This is a genomic window from Clostridium sp. AM42-4 (assembly GCF_003480105.1).
In the GTDB taxonomy this organism is placed as follows: domain Bacteria; phylum Bacillota; class Clostridia; order Lachnospirales; family Lachnospiraceae; genus Brotaphodocola.
This window is the reverse complement of sequence record NZ_QUIK01000002.1, coordinates 41,524-61,771: the sequence shown is the minus strand read 5'-3', so window position 1 is coordinate 61,771 and position 20,248 is coordinate 41,524. Positions and strand designations below refer to the sequence as shown.

15 protein-coding genes are annotated in these 20,248 nt (G+C 52.6%); 12 read left to right on the top strand and 3 right to left on the bottom strand.

Going from position 1 to position 20,248, the window contains the following annotated elements; genetic code table 11:
* Positions 1-19 precede the first annotated feature (19 nt).
* From DW922_RS01650 to DW922_RS01640, 3 genes are read left to right on the top strand one after another with little or no spacing between them, the layout of a single operon-like run.
* The gene (locus tag DW922_RS01650; RefSeq protein WP_147353354.1) at positions 20-2,479 is read left to right on the top strand and encodes a hypothetical protein; all 2,460 of its coding nucleotides are present in this window, start codon (positions 20-22) and stop codon (positions 2,477-2,479) included.
* Complete coding sequence (locus DW922_RS01645; protein WP_118725607.1) at positions 2,479-3,441, top strand: ABC transporter ATP-binding protein; 963 nt, start codon at positions 2,479-2,481, stop codon at positions 3,439-3,441. The genes DW922_RS01650 and DW922_RS01645 overlap by 1 nt, the downstream gene beginning before the upstream one ends.
* Positions 3,419-4,309 (top strand): ABC transporter permease, encoded by an 891-nt coding sequence (locus DW922_RS01640; protein ID WP_118725606.1) that lies wholly within the window; start codon positions 3,419-3,421, stop codon positions 4,307-4,309. Before DW922_RS01645 ends, DW922_RS01640 begins: the two co-directional genes overlap by 23 nt.
* Positions 4,310-4,403: 94 nt before the next feature.
* Here the strand turns inward: DW922_RS01640 and DW922_RS01635 are convergent, their stop codons facing one another.
* Entirely contained in the window at positions 4,404-6,041 is a 1,638-nt protein-coding gene (locus tag DW922_RS01635; protein WP_118725605.1) for a polysaccharide biosynthesis protein, read from the bottom strand.
* Positions 6,042-6,314: 273 nt separating this feature from the next.
* Between DW922_RS01635 and recJ the strand changes: the two genes are divergently transcribed.
* The 9 genes from recJ to DW922_RS01590 all read left to right on the top strand — a co-directional run bounded on the left by recJ (position 6,315) and on the right by DW922_RS01590 (position 16,672).
* On the top strand, positions 6,315-8,090 hold the full coding sequence (gene recJ / locus DW922_RS01630) for a single-stranded-DNA-specific exonuclease RecJ (RefSeq protein ID WP_118725604.1): 1,776 nt from the start codon (positions 6,315-6,317) through the stop codon (positions 8,088-8,090).
* A gap of 237 nt (positions 8,091-8,327) precedes the next feature.
* Positions 8,328-9,575 (top strand): serine hydroxymethyltransferase, encoded by a 1,248-nt coding sequence (gene glyA, locus DW922_RS01625; RefSeq protein ID WP_118725603.1) that lies wholly within the window; start codon positions 8,328-8,330, stop codon positions 9,573-9,575.
* Between the two features lie 257 nt (positions 9,576-9,832).
* Complete coding sequence (locus DW922_RS01620) at positions 9,833-10,792, top strand: substrate-binding domain-containing protein (RefSeq protein WP_118725602.1); 960 nt, start codon at positions 9,833-9,835, stop codon at positions 10,790-10,792.
* Between the two features lie 204 nt (positions 10,793-10,996).
* Entirely contained in the window at positions 10,997-11,848 is an 852-nt protein-coding gene (gene pstC / locus DW922_RS01615; RefSeq protein ID WP_118725601.1) for a phosphate ABC transporter permease subunit PstC, read from the top strand.
* Positions 11,849-11,880: 32 nt separating this feature from the next.
* Positions 11,881-12,753: a phosphate ABC transporter permease PstA gene (pstA, locus tag DW922_RS01610; RefSeq protein ID WP_118725724.1), complete on the top strand. Its 873-nt coding sequence runs from the start codon at positions 11,881-11,883 to the stop codon at positions 12,751-12,753.
* A 91-nt stretch (positions 12,754-12,844) separates the two neighbouring features.
* Positions 12,845-13,594, top strand: a complete 750-nt coding sequence (gene pstB / locus DW922_RS01605) for a phosphate ABC transporter ATP-binding protein PstB (RefSeq protein ID WP_118540307.1) — start codon at positions 12,845-12,847, stop codon at positions 13,592-13,594.
* Position 13,595: 1 nt separating this feature from the next.
* Positions 13,596-14,243, top strand: coding sequence for a phosphate signaling complex protein PhoU (gene phoU, locus DW922_RS01600; protein ID WP_118719468.1), 648 nt, complete (start codon positions 13,596-13,598; stop codon positions 14,241-14,243).
* A 12-nt stretch (positions 14,244-14,255) separates the two neighbouring features.
* Entirely contained in the window at positions 14,256-14,939 is a 684-nt protein-coding gene (locus DW922_RS01595) for a response regulator transcription factor (protein ID WP_118725600.1), read from the top strand.
* Positions 14,936-16,672, top strand: coding sequence for an ATP-binding protein (locus tag DW922_RS01590; protein WP_243031974.1), 1,737 nt, complete (start codon positions 14,936-14,938; stop codon positions 16,670-16,672). The genes DW922_RS01595 and DW922_RS01590 overlap by 4 nt, the downstream gene beginning before the upstream one ends.
* A 529-nt stretch (positions 16,673-17,201) precedes the next feature.
* Here the strand turns inward: DW922_RS01590 and DW922_RS01585 are convergent.
* Both DW922_RS01585 and DW922_RS01580 read right to left on the bottom strand, forming a co-directional pair.
* Positions 17,202-19,100, bottom strand: a complete 1,899-nt coding sequence (locus tag DW922_RS01585; RefSeq protein WP_118725599.1) for an AAA family ATPase — start codon at positions 19,098-19,100, stop codon at positions 17,202-17,204.
* Between the two features lie 3 nt (positions 19,101-19,103).
* Positions 19,104-20,174 carry a metallophosphoesterase gene (locus tag DW922_RS01580; RefSeq protein WP_118725598.1) on the bottom strand — a complete coding sequence of 357 codons (1,071 nt, stop codon included), beginning with the start codon at positions 20,172-20,174 and terminating at the stop codon, positions 19,104-19,106.
* Between the last annotated feature and the right edge of the window lie 74 nt (positions 20,175-20,248).

Sequence of the window (20,248 nt, the reverse complement as noted above, 5' to 3'; positions counted from 1 at the left end):
TTGGAGAACTCTGATGTGGATGAATAGAAATGAACGTTCAGGGATCCAGAGAGCCAGAACCATAAAGCAGGCTGCAGTCTTTCTGGCTGCGGCTTGCTTTTTCGGTAATCTGGCTTTTCTGGTTCCGGCCCGGGCTGAGGAAGACCCGGTGAGCATGGAGATAAGCTATGGCTATGAGGACAGTGCAAAGGGCGGGCGGTACCTGCCGGTGCATGTCACGGTAGGGAATAACCAGGAAACCCCGGTTAAGGGAACACTGGAGATCAAGACCCGGGAGTCCGATGAAACGGTTTACCGTTATGACTACCCGGTTGAGGTAGAGGCAAACGGGAGCAGGACTTCCTGTTATTATATTCCGCTCGGTACAGCGGCCGATGAGCTGGTGCTTTCCCTGGTGGATGAATCGGAAGCTGTGCTGCTGAACCGGAAAGTGAAGCTGAATGTAAGCCGGGATGTGCCGGAGCTGTTTGTCGGGATCTTATCGGATGCCCCGTGGGAGCTCCATTACCTGAATGGAGTGGGAATCAATTACAGCACCCTGCGCACCCGGACCTTTGAGCTGGACGGCAGTGAATTTCCGGAGGAAGAGGTAGGACTGAGCCAGTTCGATGTGCTGGTGGTAAACGATTATAAGCTGAGGGAGCTTTCCGGAACGCAGACAGCGGCGATCATGAACTGGGTCCAGAATGGCGGTGTGCTGATCTTAGGAACCGGTGACCGGGTCGATGATACGCTGGGCCGGTTTGCGCCGGAGCTTTTGGACGATTCCTACGGAACGCCGAACATCACCCATATTAACCTGGCAGAGGATTTTACGGCAGTGAACGAGCCGGGTGCCGGTATGTTGGCGATATCCTGTGTGGATGTGCCGCTGCACGGCGGTAATGTGATCCTTTCCAGCAATGGTTTCCCGCTTCTGACCGCAGCGGCCAAGGAGCAGGGAATGGTTGCGGTGGCAGCCTTCGACCTGGGCGATATCGCGCAGTTTTGTGAAAAGCAGACCTCGTATGTAGATTACCTGTTTACGAGCCTGCTTGGTGAGGAACGCATCAACCAGCTGGCAGAGGTGGTTTACAGCGGCAATTCCAGCCGCTTCTGGGCCGTACAGGGCCTTATCAACACCGGCGATGTGGATAAGCTTCCGAACCTCTGGCTGTATGTGGGGATAACCGGCCTTTACCTGCTCATTTTAGGGCCGGGTCTTTACCTGTTTTTGCGCGGGCGCGGTCTTCAGAACCTGTACCGCAAGGGCGTGGTGATCGTGGCACTTGGCTTTTCCGGCCTGGTGTATGTGCTTGGCATACCGACCCGTTTCCGTTCCACCTTCTATACTTATGCCTCCATTGAGGATGTGACGGACGATTATGTGACGGATACGACCTATATTAACATCCGCAATCCTTACAACCGTCCGTATACGGTGGAGCTTGACCCGGGCTACCGTCTGCTCCCGATCACCCGGAGTACCCAGTATACGGTGAGTGGCCAGTCTCTGGATGTAGATGCACCTTACCAGATCGCCATCTGCACGGGTGAGGATGCGCTGACGGTGAAGGGACAGAATATTTCTGCCTTCACACCGCGTTATTTCCGGCTGGAGCGCCGCACGGAAAATTCAGAAAAGGTGGGGATCACCGGCGAGGTGGACTATTTTGAAGGACAGCTCCAGGGTAGCCTGACGAACCGTTTCCCGTACCCGATCGAGAATGCAACCCTGATCCTGTACGGAAATATGGTGCAGCTTGGACGCATGGAAGCAGGTGAGACCAAGGATCTGGCGGGTTACCCGCTGCTGCGTTACCCGCTTGGCGATTCCTACCTGGCGGCAGAGCATATTTCCGGCGAGGATACCTACGCCTCAGCCGATATCCGGAACCGCAGCTATATGCTGGCTGTGGAGCGTTCTAACCTGACCCGCTTTTATCTGGATAACTACTTAACCGGCTACACGGCAGATGCCCGGGTCATTGCGTTCAGCACCCAGAAGGAGGAAAGCCAGTTTTTGAAGAACCCGTCTGAGGAAACCTATGGTATTACCATGCTGACCCAGACGGTTCCAGTCAGTGCCTCTCGCGACCACTCCATTTACCGGTCGGTACTGATGAAGGTTCCGAGGGTGAACGGCGGAAGCTATGACGCGGAAACCAACTCCATGAGCGGGGCAGAGCCGCTGACACTGGAATACCAGTTTGGAACCGATATTGAAGTAGAGAGCCTGACCTTTGAGAGTGTGTCGGAGGAATTTATAGACACCGGAAGCGGCAGCATAAGCCATATTTTCACCGGAAGCATCTATTTTTACAACTATGCGACCGGAAACTTTGACCGGATGGAGTTAGAGGGAACGACGCTGAATGTAGAGCAGCTAAAGCCGTATCTCTCACCGGGCAACACTTTAACGGTACGCTATGCCTATAACGGCAGCGGGCTCGATGCGATCCAGCTTCCAATGCCGATGGTAGCAGGGAGGGAACGATAATGCTGAAGATTCAGGGATTACATAAAAAATACGGCAATTACCACGCCCTGGACGGTCTGGACATGGAGCTTTCGGACGGAGCCCTGTTTGGCTTTGTAGGGCCAAACGGAGCCGGAAAGACAACCACGATCAAGATTATGACCGGGTTGTTAAAGCCGGACCAGGGAAGCGTAACATTAGATGGGACCGATATGCTGGCAGACACAATGGCGCTTAGAAGGCGGATCGGCTATGTGCCGGACCATTTTGGCCTGTATGACAATCTGAAGGTGTCGGAGTACATGGAATTTTTTGCGGCCTGCTACCACTTAGAGGGCTTTGAGGCGAGAAAGCGTGCCAGAAACCTGCTGGAGCAGGTGGGACTGGGCGGCCGGATGGATGCCTTCGTAGATGGCCTTTCCCGGGGAATGCAGCAACGTCTCTGTCTGGCCAGGGCCCTGATCCATGACCCGGAGCTCCTGATCATGGATGAGCCGACGGCTGGTCTGGATCCACGGACCCATATGGAATTCAGGCAGATGGTATGGGAGCTTCACGAACAGGGAAAGACCATTGTCTTAAGTTCCCACAATCTGGCAGAACTTTCCGAACTCTGCACGGATATCGGTATCATCGATGCCGGGAAAATGGTGCTTTCCGGCAGCATGGATGAGATCATGGAGCGCCTTTATACCTCCAGACAGATCATCATCAGTGTGCCGGGGCAGTTAGAAAAGGCCATCGCATTTTTAAAGGAAAATCCGATGGTGCGCACCATGACCATCAGCGAAAAAGATATCATGGTGGGCTTTACCGGGGACGAGCACATGGAGAGCGAGCTCTTAAAGCAGATGATCGAGGCCGGGATCCCGGTGCGCGGCTTTATGCGTGAGCCGGGAAGCCTGGAGTCGATCTTTATGCAGATCACGGATCATAATGAGGAAAAGGTGGTGTTGTCCTATGAAGACGAATCCGGTCTATAAGCGGGAGTGCATGGTCAGTGCCAGAAGTTTTAAGCTGGCACTGGTGCTTCTGATTTTTAACGGGATCCTGGCGCTGGTGGCACTGTTAAATATGTATTCAGCGCTGGCCCAGGTGCGGCTGACGGCAGAGGTGCAGTACACCGGTTTCCTGGATCTTTACATGTTTGTGGCAGCATTGGAATTTCTGATGCTCATCCTCATTATGCCTGCAGTGACGGCAGGGAGCATCAGCGGAGAGCGGGAACGCCAGACTCTCGACCTGATGCTGACAACCTGTATGACTCCGGTGGATATTGTTCTGGGAAAGCTGGAAGCAGCGCTTGGCACCATGTTTCTGATGGTGGTTTCCAGCCTTCCGGTGTTAGCCATGGTATTTGTGTATGGTGGTATCTTTTTTTCTGATCTTGCTCTGTTGTTATGCTGTTTTTTTGCGGCAGCCGTGTTTATGGGAAGCATCGGCTTATGCTGTTCTGTGCTTTTTAAGCGGACAACAGCAGCTACGGTAGCGGCCTATGCGGTGACTGCCGTGCTGACAGCCGGAACCTACGGGATCAATTTCCTGGTCACCTACATCAACCAGATGCGGATCGGGGAATACCTGGCATCGGCTGAGTCCGGCGGGGTATCCGGCGCCTCCGGAGAGCTTTTGTATGTGCTGCTTTTAAACCCCATTGCGACCTTTGCGCAGGTGCTTGGCCGTCTTGCAGCTACAAACCAGAGCTGGGTGCAGGTGGGAAGCTGGTTCGGAAACCAGAAGGAAGGGCTTGTCATCACCCACTGGATGGGAATCAGCATGGGGATCCAGATGGTCCTTGCGGCGCTGTTTGTGTTCTGCGCCGTGCGGGCCGTGGAGCAGAGGAGATCCTAAAATATAGCAATTTAAATGTATGTATGACAAGGGCCGTGTGAGTTGCCGAAAGGCAACTCGCACGGCCCTATTAAAGTTAATCAAATTGTTAAATTTACATGAGGTGCAGCTTCCGGCACAGGCGCAGGACCCGCATGCCGAACGGCATGTCCGGAAGCTCCTCTGCGGTGACAGCTTTGGTCAGGACGATCAGAAGTCCGTAGATGACCATCGCTGCTGGAACGCTGATGAGAAGTCCAAGCTGGTAATAGCCGGTGATGCGTTCAATCACGGTGTAGACCAGAAGGGCAGCAACGCCCATGATAGCGGCACAGATGCAGGGCAGCAGGAAGGTGGTCTTTACTTCCTGGCGGTAGCGTAAGGCCCTGCCGATGGCACGCCAGTTTAAAAGGCAGACTGCCAGGGCAAAGGTTACATTGCCGATGACCAGTCCGTATACCCCCCAGTTTAAATACTTTAACATCACGTAAACCAGTGCGGCGTGGATGATTAGGGAGATGGCGGAGTGGGTCACGGATTTGCGCATCAGGTCAATTCCCTGCAAGACGGCGTTCGTGACAGTCGAGAGGGAAAAGAAGATAACAGCCGGTGCACCAAGCATCAAAAGATTGGTGGTCAGCTGGCGGCTGTCGTGGAAGATCAGCCGCAGAACCGGAGTTGCCAGTGCTGCCATGCCGAAGGCACATGGAATGGCAATCAGCATGTTGAATTTGATGGTAAGGCGGATCTTGTACATGACATCCGCCTTATTTTTCTGGGCGCGGGAGCGCACGATACTTGGGATCATGGAAGTACCCAGGGAGGAAGCTACGGCTACCGGTACATTGGAAAGCAGGCGGTATTTGCCGCCGTAGATGCCTAAGAGGGAAAGGCGTTCTTTTTCTGTAAGACCTTTTCCACTCATCAAGAAGCCGAACATGGAGTTATCCACAGAACCACTTAACTGATACACAAACTGGCTGAGAATGATCGGGGTCAGAGTCAGAAATAACGCGGTGTATACATGCTGCCAGCTTTCCAGGCGGTCTGTCTGCGGCTTCCGGAAAGCTGCCGCATTCTGTTTGCGGTAAAGGAACATCAAAAGAGTCAGGAATACAAAGGCAGCCAGTGCGCCGGAAAGGGTACCGAGGGTACCGCCCGCAGCGCCGTAGGCAGCCGGAGTTTCCCGGTTTGCAAACCAGTGCATGAAAGCAAAGGAAGCAGCTACGCTGATGACAGCATTTACGACCTGCTCAATAACCTGGGAGATGGAGGTCGGTACCATATTGCCAAGTCCCTGGAAATAGCCGCGCACCACACCCATAATGGAAAAGACCAGAATGGTCGGTGCCATAACTTTCAGCGGCAGGGCACTGTTGGGGCTGTTAAAGATGTGGACGGTGATCCAGTCTGCGCCAAACAGCAAAAACAGGGTCATAAGACCGCCTGCGACAAGGCCGAAGAGCAGGCCGGCCCGGAAAACACGCTGTACATCCTGAATCTTGCCGTGCACGCGCCTTGCCGCGATCAGCTTGGAAATGGCGAGCGGCAGACTGTAGGAAGACAGGATCAGCCCAATGTTGTAAATTTCGTAGGCCGTGTTGTAGTAACCGATTCCCTCATCGCCGATGGCGCGGGTCATAGGAATCTTGTAGAGAAGTCCGATAAAGCGGACGATGATACCGGCTGCGGCGAGAATGCTTCCCTGTACCAGGAAGTTGCCGGAGTCGGATTTTTCCTTATTGTTACCCATACGTAAATTTCTCCTTTAGTAATTGCATCTGGACAAAACGATATCATATATATAGAAAAAGTTTTGCCGGAACAGTAACAGTATATCCCATCGACGGTATGATTGCAATCTGGAAATGGGAGGGGAGATATGGTAGAATGTTACTGTTGGCGACTTCGAATGTTCTGGACGGACAAGTCTGGCGAACCATGGATTTTCGCTATGTCGCTGCATGCTTTGATAGTTACGAAAGGATCATGATATTATATGAAAAATAATCAGGAGTCTGTCTGGATGCTTCAGACAAAACGGGCAGATTTTAACGGGATCGCGAAGCGCTTTCACATCAGTCCGGTGACAGCCCGGGTTCTCCGGAACCGTGACGTAGAGGGCGAGGAGGCGATTGAGCGTTACTTAAACGGAACTCTGGACCAGCTTTACGATCCCCACCAGATGAAAGATATGGACAAGGCGGCTGCTTTGATCCTGGAAAAGATCCGGCAGGGGGTCCGCATCCGCATTGTCGGTGATTACGATATCGACGGGGTGTGTTCTACTTATCTTTTGTACCGGGGACTGGCCCGGTGCGGCGGACAGGCCGACTACCAGATTCCAGAGCGCATCCGCGACGGGTACGGCATCAACGAATCCATCATCCGAAAGGCGAAGGAGGATGGCATCGATACCATTGTCACCTGCGACAACGGCATTGCGGCGCTGGAACAGATCAGGCTGGCAAAAGAACTTGGCATGACGGTGATCGTGACCGATCACCATGAGGTAGTCCGTGCGGAGGATGGAAGCCAGATTCTGCCACAGGCAGATGCAGTCGTGAACCCGCACCGGGACGACTGTTCGTACCCGTTTGCCGGAATCTGCGGAGGTGTGGTTGCGTACAAGCTGGTGCAGGTGCTCTATGAGCAGAGCGGGGTACCGAAGCAGGAATGGCTGGATATGCTGGAATTTGCAGCGATCGCCACGGTCGGTGATGTGATGAAGCTGCAGGATGAGAACCGCATCATTGTGCGCTGGGGCCTAAAGCAGATGCCGTATACCGCCAGTGCCGGACTGCGTGCATTGGTGGAAGCCTGTGGTCTGGACATCTTCGACCTGACAGCGTACCACATCGGCTTTGTGATCGGTCCCTGTTTAAACGCAAGCGGACGGCTGAAGACCGCACAGCTGGCACTGGAACTGTTGCTGTGCGGAGAAGAAACTTCGGAGGGTCTGCTTTCTGCTTCCGGGACACAGAATGGACAGGGAAAGATGGCTGTATGCATGCAGCAGGGACATTCCCGGGCAGAAGCGCTGGCAGCAGAACTTAAAAATCTGAACGAAGAGCGCAAAGACATGACTCAGGCCGGCATGGAGCAGGCCTTTGAGCAGGTCGATACCGAGCTTTCGCAGGATGATGTTCTGGTCGTATACCTGCCGGACTGTCATGAATCCCTGGCGGGAATTATCGCCGGAAGAGTGCGCGAGGCCTACAATAAACCTTCATTTGTGCTGACAAAGGGTGAGGACTGCGTGAAAGGCTCCGGCCGTTCCATTGAAAGCTACCATATGTATAAGGCTCTGTGCGGCGTACAGGATCTGCTCTTAAAATTCGGAGGCCATCCGATGGCAGCCGGTTTCTCTTTAAAGGAAGAAAATGTGGAAGAGTTCCGCCGCCGCTTAAACGAGCAGTCCACGCTCACAAAAGAGGATTTTATCCCAAAAATCTGGATCGATGTGGCGATGCCGCTGGAATACATATCCGAAGCGCTGGTAAATGAGTTAAAGAGCTTAGAGCCGTTCGGACAGGGCAATGAAAAGCCGCAGTTTGCGCAGAAAAATTTGCGTATCCGCAGTGTGCGGGCCATCGGCCGCAACAACAATGCCGTCCGCATGACGGTGGTAAGTGAACAGGGCCGCCCCATGGAAGCCATGGTGTTTACCGTGGCAGATCAGTTTGTGGAAGAAGCAAAGCAAAGCAGAAGTATCGATGTGATCTACTATCCGGATATCAATGAGTACAATGGAAACCGGACACTGCAGATCGTGGTGCGGGCGTACAAACTGCATTCTTAAAGATTTTTCTTTATGATTCTCACAATTTTTTGTACAGACTCATAATTGCTTGACACTTAGAAAACGCTGTACTATAATCGAGCGTAAATAACCGCGAAGGCGCTGGGCTGACCAGTGCCTTTGTCACAACGTGGCGGCCTGTATTCTACGGGAATCGTTGTGTCACAACAAATGCAAAGGAAAGCAACTGCCTGAAAGGTATCAGAGAGGGCATTTGCGGAAAAGGAGACAAAGCCCATGGTTAATGAGGTAATGAAATTTATCGAAAACTATGACCCGGAAGTCGGCAAGGCAATTGAGCAGGAAGCCGCACGTCAGAGAAGAAATCTGGAGCTGATCGCTTCAGAAAATATCGTATCTGAGCCGGTCATGATGGCAATGGGAACCGTGCTGACCAACAAATATGCGGAGGGTTACTCTGGAAAGCGCTATTACGGCGGCTGCCAGTACATCGACGTGGTAGAGACCATCGCAATCGAGCGTGCAAAGAAGCTGTTCGGCTGTGAGTATGCCAATGTTCAGCCGCATTCCGGCGCACAGGCAAACATGGCAGTATTCCTGGCTATGTTAAAACCAGGTGACACCGTACTCAGCATGAGCCTCGACCATGGCGGTCATCTGTCTCACGGAAGCCCAGTGAACTTTTCCGGCCTTTACTTCAACATTGTATCCTATGGTGTAAACGATGAGGGCTTCCTCGATTACGACCAGGTAGAGCGTCTGGCTGTAGAGCATAAGCCGAAATTGATCCTTGCAGGTGCAAGTGCATACGCAAGAGAGATCGACTTTAAGCGTTTCCGCGAGATTGCAGACAAGGTTGGTGCATACCTCATGGTAGATATGGCACACATCGCAGGTCTGGTAGCAGCAGGAGAGCATATGAGCCCGATCCCGTACGCAGACGTGGTAACCACTACCACTCACAAGACCCTGCGCGGACCGAGAGGCGGCATGATCCTAGCAAGCAAGGAGTCTGCTGACAAGTTCAACTTCAACAAAGCCATCTTCCCGGGAACCCAGGGCGGTCCGTTAGAGCATGTGATCGCAGCAAAGGCAGTCTGCCTGGGCGAGGCATTGAAGCCAGAGTTCACCGAGTATCAGAAGCAGGTCCGCAAGAACGCGAAGGCACTGGCAGCAGCACTGGTAGCACAGGGCTTCAAGCTGTTAACCGGCGGTACCGACAACCACTTAATGTTGGTAGACCTGCGCGGCATGGACGTCTCTGGAAAGGAACTTCAGAACCGTTGTGATGAAGTCTTCATCACCCTGAACAAGAATACCGTTCCGAATGAGCCGAGAAGCCCGTTCGTAACCTCCGGTGTCCGCATCGGAACCCCGGCCATTACCACCCGCGGCTTAAAGGAAGAGGATATGCCGAAGATCGCAGAGTGCATCTGGCTGGCAGCAACTGATTTCGAGAACAAGGCAGATTACATCCGCGGCGAAGTAACGAAGCTGTGTGAGAAATATCCGCTGTACGAATAAAATAGAATGAAATAAGAACTGGAACGTATTAGGGACCGGAAATCCTATCCCCGCTATGTGGCGGGGCAGGATTTCCGGTCCTTTTTCTTGTTGTTTTGCTTTACATATATTTAACATATCCCCTCTTTTTGATTTTACATTCAAATTTTACAATGCAGTTGTGGTTGAGAGAGAAGAAAGAAAATTCCGGAAACCACAGTAAACATGCAAGGAACTGAAATGAATGTATAAACAAAGAAAAGAGGAGAACACGTATTATGAAGAAGACATTAGCAATGGTATTAGCAATGGGTATGACAATTGCAAGCTTGACTGCTTGTGGCGGCAGCAAACCGGCAGAGACAATTGCAGCAGCTACCGAGGCAGCAAAGACTGAGGCAGCAAGCGAGGCAGATACAAAAGCAGAAGAGACCACCGAAGCAGCTGGCGGCAAGGCAGAAGGCCCGATCACCGTGGTTTCCCGTGAGGATGGATCCGGTACCAGAGGCGCATTCATCGAGCTGTTCGGCATTGAGACCAAGAACGATGCAGGCGAGAAGGTAGATAACACCACCGAGGATGCAGAGATCACCAACAGCACCTCCGTTATGATGACCACCATCGCAGGCAACAAAGGAGCAATCGGTTATGTTTCCCTGGGTTCCTTAAATGACACCGTAAAGGCAGTTAACATCGACGGTGCTGAGGCAAGCGTCGATGCGATCAAGGCTGGCGAGTACAAGGTAGCACGCCCGTTCAACATTGCAGTAAAAGATGGTTTAAGCGATGTTGCTTCTGATTTCATCACCTTCATCATGAGCGAGGATGGCCAGAAGGTTGTTGAGGACAACGGTTACATCAGCCAGGGCAATGAGGGTGCTTACACCGCTTCCGGTTTAAAGGGCAAGGTTGTTGTTGCAGGTTCTTCTTCCGTAACTCCGGTTATGGAGAAGCTGAAAGAGGCTTATGTAGCTGTAAACCCGGATGTGGAGATCGAGGTTCAGCAGTCTGATTCCACCACTGGTATGACTTCCGCAATCGAGGGTGTCTGTGATATCGGTATGGCATCCAGAGACTTAAAGGACAGCGAACTGGAAGCTGGTCTGACCCCGACCGTCATCGCAATGGATGGTATCGCAGTTGTAGTCAACAATGAGAGCCCGGTTACCGAGCTGACCAGTGAGAACGTAAAAGACATCTTCACCGGTGCAATCACCGATTGGGCAGATGTTCAGTAAGCAGTAACAGCAAGACACTTAAAACAGACGGTCTGCTGTAGAATTACAGTAGTTTAGCAAGAAAACAAACAGGGCAGCAGGGCGACATCGTTGAAGCGCGGCGCAGACCGTAACGAAGAACCAGCTGCCCTGTCTGACTGTAAGGCATGCGGAAAGATAAAGGTTGCATATCTTCCGCTTTTATAAGGAAAGAAAGTGAGAACCATGAAAAATCTGAAAGAACAGCTGATGCACGCAGTATTTTTACTCAGTGCCTGCGTGTCCATTCTGTGTGTTGCCATGATCTGTGTATTCCTGTTCGCAAATGGTATTCCGGCGATCGGAAAGATCGGAGTCCTGAACTTCTTAACCGGCGAAAAGTGGAAACCGGGCAATAACCTCTTTGGCATCCTGCCGATGATCTTAGGCAGCATTTACGTGACAGCCGGTGCCGTCATCATCGGAGTGCCGATCGGCATTCTGACTGCAGTCTTTATGTCGAAGTTTTGTCCGAAGCGTGTTTACAAGATTGTAAAGCCGGCGATCGATCTGCTGGCAGGAATCCCTTCGGTTGTATATGGATTCTTCGGTATGGTTGTGATCGTACCGGTTGTCTCCACCCTGTTTGGCGGAAGCGGCAAGAGCATGCTGACCGCATCGATCCTGCTTGGAATCATGATCCTGCCGACGATCATCGGCGTGTCGGAATCCGCGATCAATGCCGTACCGTCCAGCTATTACGAAGGTTCCCTGGCACTGGGGGCCAGCCATGAGCGCAGCGTATTTTTCGCTACACTTCCGGCAGCAAAATCCGGTATTCTGGCCGGTGTGATCTTAGGTGTTGGCCGTGCCATCGGTGAGACCATGGCGGTCATCATGGTAGCCGGAAACCAGGCACGTATGCCGAAGGGCATTTTGCAGGGTGTCCGCACCATGACGGCAAACATCGTTCTGGAAATGGGATACGCGACGGATCTCCACCGGGAAGCGCTGATCGCCACGTCGGTAGTCCTTTTCGTATTCATTCTGATCATTAACCTGTCGTTCTCAGTTATCAGCAGAAAGGCGAATGCATAATGGAAGCAGCTATGGAAAAGAAAAATATCGAAATGCAGGCGATCAACCGCCAGACCTTCGGGCAGCGGTTAAAGTCCTACAAACGCAGTCCGCTGTCTCTGGTGCTTCTGATCCTGGTATCGGCATCGGCACTTCTGACAGTGATGACCTTACTGTTTTTACTGGCTTATATTCTGATCAAGGGAATCCCGTATCTGACTCCGAGTTTGTTTGCGTGGGAATACAACAGTGAGAATGTATCCCTCATGCCGGCACTCGTCAATACGGTGATCATGACAGGGCTCTCCCTGCTGATCGCAGTTCCCCTTGGCATTTTCGCGGCCATCTATCTGGTGGAATACGCTAAACGTGGCAACCGGCTGGTGAATATCGTGCGGATCACCGCAGAGACCCTGACCGGCATTCCATCCATTGTATATGGTCTGTTTGGATTTCTTCTGTTTGCCGTGGCGCTCGGCTGGTCTTACACCATCTTAGGCGGCGCCATGACACTGGCGATCATGATCCTTCCGACAATCATGAGAACCACGGAGGAGGCATTAAAAGCGGTCCCGGATTCTTACCGGGAAGGAAGCTTCGGCCTTGGTGCCGGACGTCTCCGCACCGTTTTCCAGGTGGTCCTGCCATCGGCAGTGCCTGGAATTCTGGCAGGTATCATTCTGGCGGTCGGCCGTATTGTAGGCGAGACCGCGGCACTGATGTATACAGCGGGAACCGTTGCAGGCATTCCATCCAACTTATTCGGCTCTGGCCGAACCCTGGCAGTGCACATGTACGTGCTGACCAATGAAGGACTTTACACCAACCAGTCCTACGCTACGGCAGTAGTGCTGCTGGTGATCGTAGTTTGTATCAACGCAGTATCCGGGTTCATTGCAAAGAAAGTATCCGGAAAGACCGCTTAATTTCCGGTGGAAGAACAATCTGGAAAGACGGCTCAGTATTCTGGCTGCGGCGCAAAAGGTGCCGCGGCATCCAAAAACAGAGAGGTAACGTATGGATAAGCTAACAATCAGCAACATGGAATTGTATTACGGCGATTTTAAAGCCTTAAAAGGAATCAATTTAAATATCCAGGCCAACGAGATCACGGCGTTTATCGGTCCGTCCGGCTGCGGAAAATCCACCTTATTAAAATCCTTAAACCGCATGAATGACCTGGTAGAGGGGTGCCGCATCACCGGAAGCATCCTGCTTGACGGGGAAGACATCTACGGGGACATGGACATCAACCTTCTCAGAAAGCGGGTCGGCATGGTGTTCCAGAAGCCAAACCCGTTCCCGATGAGTGTTTACGACAACATCGCCTACGGACCGCGTACCCACGGCATCCGCTCCAAGGCACAACTCGATGACATCGTAGAGAAATCCCTGCGCGACGCAGCCATCTGGGATGAGTTAAAGGACCGCTTAAAAAAGAGTGCGCTGGGACTTTCCGGAGGACAGCAGCAGCGTCTTTGCATCGCAAGAGCACTGGCCGTGCAGCCAGAAGTACTTCTGATGGATGAGCCGACCTCTGCACTGGACCCGATCTCAACTTCCAAGATCGAGGACCTTGCGGTGGAACTGAAAAAAGATTATACTATCGTCATGGTAACCCATAACATGCAGCAGGCAGCGCGAATCTCTGACAAGACCGCATTCTTCCTGATGGGCGAAGTGATCGAGTTCGGCGAGACCGAGCAGATCTTCTCCATGCCGAAGAACAAGAAGACAGAAGATTACATTACGGGGAGGTTTGGCTGATATGCGCAATCGATTTGATGAACAGCTGGAGCTTTTGAATGTGGAGCTGATCCGCATGGGAGCACTGTGTGAGGATGCGATCTCGTACGCATCCCGCACGCTGATGGGTGAGGGGGACTTTACCAAGGATGTCTACAAGGCCGACCATGAGATCGACCAGAAGGAGCGCGACATCGAGAATCTCTGTATGCGCCTTCTTTTGCAGCAGCAGCCGGTAGCGAAGGACCTGCGTCAGGTTTCTTCCGCACTGAAAATGATCTCCGATATGGAGCGGATCGGTGACCAGGCATCCGATATCGCGGAAATCTGCGGCTTTGTGGATGACCGCGAGGCAAAGAGCCGCCTGCATATCCGCGACATGGCCGATGCGACCATGCGCATGGTGACCCAGAGCATTGATTCCTATGTAAAACGGGATCTCAACATTGCAAAAGAAGTGGTCCAGTACGATGATGTGGTGGATGATCTGTTTGGCAAGGTGAAGGAGGAGCTGATCGGCATGCTGAGTGCCGGAAGCACCGACGAGAAAATGGGCGAGTTTTGTATCGACATGCTGATGATCGCCAAATACTTTGAACGAATCGGAGATCATGCTACCAACATTGCAGAGTGGGTGGAGTATTCCATCACGGGAACCCACTTGGAATAAAAGGAGAAAAAGATGATCTATCTGGTAGAAGACGATGAAAGTATCCGGGAACTTGTAATCTATACGCTGCAGACCACGGGTCTTACTGCAAAGGGGTTTCCCTGCGCGAAGGATTTCTGGAATGCCATGAAACAGGAGTATCCGTCACTGGTGCTCCTTGATATCATGCTTCCGGATGAAGATGGCCTGACCATCTTAAAGAAGCTGCGGGATGCCGGCCCCACAAAACGGCTTCCCGTTATCATGCTGACAGCCAAGGGAACCGAATATGACAAGGTAGTTGGCCTGGACAGTGGCGCAGACGATTACATACCAAAGCCGTTTGGCATGATGGAGCTGGTCTCCCGGGTGCGCGCCCTTTTGCGCCGGGCAGAGCCGGAAAAAGAAAAACGCACCGATGCCTGCACCGCCGGTCCGATTCACGTGGACTTAAACCGCCATGTGGTAACGGTAGACGGAACTGCTGTAGCGCTGACGTACAAGGAATTTGAGCTGCTCTGTTATCTGACCGAAAACAAGGGCATGGTCTTGACCAGAGATCAGCTGTTATCCAAAATCTGGGGATATGATTTTGACGGAGAAACCCGCACGGTGGATGTCCACATCCGGACACTCAGACAGAAGCTTGGCGAGGCCAGCCGCTGCATCGAGACCATCCGCGGGGTTGGTTATAAGTTGGAGGAATCCGAAACATGAAGATCAAACGAAAAATCTACTGGAATCTGTGTCTGGTAGCACTTCTGACCATGGTGGTGTCAGCGTTGATCACGACGCTCCTTTTGTGCCAGGATCTGCAGACCCAGATGCGCCAGGCAGTTATGACCGAGGTGCGCTACCTGGAGTCCGCCATGGAGGTATCCGGGGAAGATTACCTTTCTCATTTAAAAAGCCGCGGGGACGGCAACAGCGTTAACCGCATTACCTGGGTCGATGCAAACGGCAGCGTGCTCTATGACAGTTATGCGGGCAGCGAGAGCCTGGAAAACCACAAAGACCGACCGGAGATCGCGGCAGCCTTAAAAAATGGACGCGGCGAGAGCGTCCGTACCTCCCGCACCCTTGCGGAGCAGACCTACTATTATGCAGCACGTCTGAGTGATGGCAGTGTCATCCGCGTGGCAAGTACCACAAAGAGTGCCCTCGCGACGGTATTCCACACCGTTCCGGTCATGATCGCCATGGCTGTTCTGATCGTTCTGGGAGTTCTGATCCTGGCTGAGTTCCAGACCAAGCGGATCATCGCACCGATCAACCAGATGAATCCGGACGATCCGCAGGCTGGAGATGTATACGATGAGCTGGCACCGCTGGTGCGTCGCCTGGAAAAGCAGAAGGAAACCATCCGCCAGCAGATGGAGATATTAAAAGAAAAGCAGGAAGAATTCTCCGCGATCACGGAAAATATGCGCGAAGGTTTTCTTGTGGTAGACAGCAAAGGCGATGTGATGTCTTACAACAAGAGCGCACTGAAGCTTCTGGGAATCTCGGAAGGGGAAGAAGGAATGCTAAGCCGTCATGGGAATGATGGGAATGCGGCGTGGGAAGAACATGAAAAAACAGATGCAAATGTAAACATCATCAGCATCAACCGTTCCGAAAACTTCCGCAGGGTCGTGGACGAAGCCTTAAAAGGCAGCCACTGTGAGGAAATGCTGGATGTCGGGAACCGGCATTACCAGATCATCGCAAACCCGGTCGCAGAATCCGAAGAACGCAGCGGTGCCGTCGTAGTCATTCTGGATGTCACCGAGCAGCAGGGCCGCGAGGAACTTCGCCGCGAATTTACCGCGAATGTCTCCCACGAATTAAAGACTCCGCTGACCTCCATCTCCGGTTACGCAGAAATCATGATGAACGGCATGGTACAGCCCGCCGACATGGGCCGCTTCTCTGGAAAGATCTACAAAGAAGCCCAGCGCCTGATCACGCTGGTAGGTGATATCATCCGCCTGTCCCAGCTGGATGAAGAAAAAGTCCAGATGGAAAAAAGTCCGGTCGACTTACACCTCCTTGCCTCCGACGTGGTAAAACGCCTGCAGGACGTGGCAAAGAAAAATCAGGTTACACTGATGCTCACTGGCAAACCAACCGTGGTAAACGGCAACGCGCAGATCCTCGACGAGATGATCTACAACCTCTGCGACAACGCCATCAAATACAACAAGCCGTTTGGTGAAGTCGAAGTCAATGTCGCCATGATCAAAGACCACCCGGTCCTCACCGTGGAAGACGACGGAATCGGCATCCCGCCGGAAGACCAGGAACGCATCTTTGAGCGTTTCTACCGGGTCGATAAAAGCCATTCCCGCCAGATCGGCGGCACCGGACTGGGACTCTCCATCGTAAAGCACGGAGCCATCTATCATAAGGCGAAAGTAGAGCTCAAGAGCGCGCCCGGGGAAGGAACCACCGTGCGGATCACGTTCTAGTAGTTTTTATGTTGAATATTTTATTAAATAATGTTATATTATACATAAGCAAAGAGGTGCTACCGATAGACGGTTGCCCAGCTTTTATATGTTGACTTTAGAAAAGCCGCTCACACTTTTGCAGGGTATGGGGCGGCTATTTCTGTGTTTTATTACTATCTCGGCCAACTTTATAGCCGAGTCCGAAGCATGTAAAGCACAAGCTTAACAGCGCGATTACGTCAGCAATATTCATTGGCTAAGCCCTCCCTTCAAGATATTTCCAAAAGGATATCTATGTAATCGGAGGGTCACAGTCCCTCCGTAGAGGGGCGACCGCCTACCGTGTTATGGTAGCACCTCATATAATGATAGCATAATTTGTTTTGGCAAGAAAGTGTTTTTTATGTTTTAAAAGAGAGCATATTAAGCAGCTCATTTTGCAGGTTTTATTATCTAACGGATTCGATAAAGTAGAAAGCCACCGTCACGCGTTTCTGTAGTGCGTGACGGTGGCTTTCGGACCTTTTTAGAAAAGATGATTAAATTGCTACATCGTAATGAGGTGATATGCGATCTGGTCGGCGGTCATCATCTGTGCTTCCCTCTGGTGGCAGGTAAAGATGATGATCTGACCCGGATACGCCTTCTTCAGCCACTTGAGGGCGGTGTGCAGCCGGTCTTCGTCGTAGAGTACGAAGCTGTCATCGAAGATCAGCGGCATGTAGTCGCCTTCCGGCTGGATGAGCTTTGCTGCGGCGAGGCGCAGGGCCAGGTAGATCTGGTCCATGGTGCCGCTGGATACTTGTTCTACCGGAACAAGGCGGGTGCGGGTGTTCATGAAGACATTTAAGTTTTCATCGACACTCATGCTGTCATAGATGCCGCCGGTGATCCCGGAGATTAAATCGGATGCAGTTTTGTTTAAGTAAAGTCCGAAGGAATCGCGGATGGTGGCGGAAAGCTCGGTCATGGTCTCCAGAGCAAGGTCAATGGCGGTAATCTCCTCGCGGATGCGGTCATTTTCGGCAAGAACTTGCTTTAAGGATTCGGTCTGGTCCTTGCAGTGTGCCAGGTGGTCCAGCTTTTTTTCCAGCTCCCACTGGGCTTTTTGCTGGCGGGAGATGACATCGTCGCAGTCCGTTTCTTTTTCCTGCAGGGCGCTGATCTCGGCGGCCTGTTCCGTTACGGACTGCTCGGAGCACTCCAGCACCTGGCTTAGGCGGATGAATTCTTCCATGCGGCCCTCGAAGGCCTTCATTGCCTCCTCGGAGATGGAGGAATCACCCAGGTGGCGGGAGAAAATTTCCTGCAGCAGCTTTTCTGTCATGGAAAGCTCCTGGCGCAGGCTGCGGTTCTTCATAAAGAAGATGAGCCCGACAGCGAAAAAGAAGACTGCAGCAGCACTTAAAATGCAGATGAGCCATATGGTATAGCGGGACACGCCGGTCGATACGGACATCAGCGCGCCTGCACCGGATGTGGCGGTGGAAATCGGCTGGGAACTGAAAAAGCCGAGGACACCGGCCCCGATGGTAGAGCAGATGGCAAGCACCAGCATGATAACAGGCAGTACTGTGCGTCCCTTTCGGGAAGCAGTTTCTTCCAGTTCCTGATAATGACTGTAAGTAGTTTTTGCATTCTCCTGGTAAGCGCGGATGGAAGCCTCATCAGTAAACTGCGCGCCTTCCAAGGCCTGGCGGCCCTTTGCGATTTTCTGGAGCAGGGTTTCGCGCTCGGTCTGCTTTTCGGAAAGCTGGTTCTTTACCTGGGAACGCAGGTCCTGGTAGGTCCGTAGCTGGTTTTCGTATTCCGGGGCGGAAATCTCTTTTTCGATGTTTTTGATCTCGGTCAGCAGCGCGGTGTAGGTGCGGGCTGCCTCTGGGGTGAGCTGGCGCTCAAACTCTTTCCGGCGCCCCTTTAAATAGGAAGCAGCCTTTGTGATATTTAAAGAAAGATTACCGGTGGTGTTCATGTTGGCAATGTAATTGCGAAGCTCTGTCACCATGCCGCCCTCGGTCACGCATTTGAGCTGGCCGATGCTGATGGTGTTGTTGTAGGCGGTTTCGGTGAGCCCTCCTAAGAGAAAGTCCAGAAAGCCCTTGGTGGGCTCCACCTGCTTCCCGGCAGTTTCATTTACGATCACAAACGATTTCTGGTCCTTCTGGAAATTGCGTTCCAGACGGTAGATGACACCGTCCTTTTCCACTCGCATCTGGCCGCCGTAGACACCCTTGTTCTGCCAGGGTTCATATTTGCTGTAAAGGTCGCCGCGGGCAGCACGTCCGCGCCCGCGCTCTAATCCGAACAGCATGCAGCGGATGAAGGTGTGCAGGGTAGATTTTCCGGCTTCATTTTTGCCGTAAACCACATTTAAGTCTTTATCGAAGGAGACGGAGAGGTCGTGGAATTTGCCGAATCCGTCGATATGTAAATCCAGTATCCGCATGGTTTAACTCCTCTCGTCTTTGGTGCGAAGCAGGGCATCAATCCCGTAGTACAGCGCCTTTTTTTCAACCGGACTGAGATCGTCCTTCTGAAACGCCTGGATATAAAAGCCGATCATGTCGCTCGGGTGCTCCGCAAAGAGCTGGCAGAAATCGTACTGGGGTTCCGATTCATCGACTGTCTCCACGATCTGCAGGCGGCGTTCCAATGGAGCTAAGTCGAATGTAATATCCGGGTCACGCATGCCGCGGATGCGGAAACGGTAAATATTTTCCATACCGCGTTCCTTTACGGCGTCTGTGATGCGGTCACAAAGCTCGCCGTTGGTCGTAGCCGGAGTAACATGAACCACCAGCGGAATGTACTGGGCACGCGCCACAGGGACAAATTCCAGGGAGATGACCTGGCCGGAAGCCGGCTGGATCTCGCCGACGATCATGCCGTGCGGACCGGTCTCGGTTTTGTCAAGCGGCTCTAAGGAGCCTGGATACGCATAGGAAAAATCCGGTGCAAGCTCCGGCTTATGGATATGGCCGAGGGCCGTGTAGGCAAAACCGGTGCGGGCCAGGCTGCTCTTATCGAGCGGGAGATGGGACGCATCGCCGCCGTGGGCCAAAAGCACATGGATGCGGGAATCGTCCGGGGCCTTGATCCCGTTTAAGCGTGCTTCATTGATCTCGGCTGTGTGGTAGGAGAATCCGTGCACCTCCAGATTGAAGTCTGGAAAATAGACAGAGCTCAACTCCTCGGACATGAGAAAGGTGACATTGGGACACCAGGTAAAGCTCATGAGCGCAGAATTAGAGCGGATGCGGTCATGGTTTCCGGCGATGATGACAACCTTCACACCGGGAATTGTGGAAAAGAGATAGTTGACCTCTTTTAGATCGCGCAGGAGCGGCTGACGGTGAAACAGATCTCCTGCAATAAAGAGAAAGTCTGCGTCCCGGAGCTTGGCCTGGCGCACAACCTCTGCGAAGCTGTCGTGAATGGCCTGGGCCCGCTCGCGGCTCCAGGGCCGGTCACTGTCCGGATTCATGCCCCAGTGGACATCGGCAATGTGAATAAATTTCATGGGATCTCCTTGTTGATCAGCGGATGCGCTGCTGGCGCCTCCATGATATGCGGTGCGATAGCAAGTGTGCCATG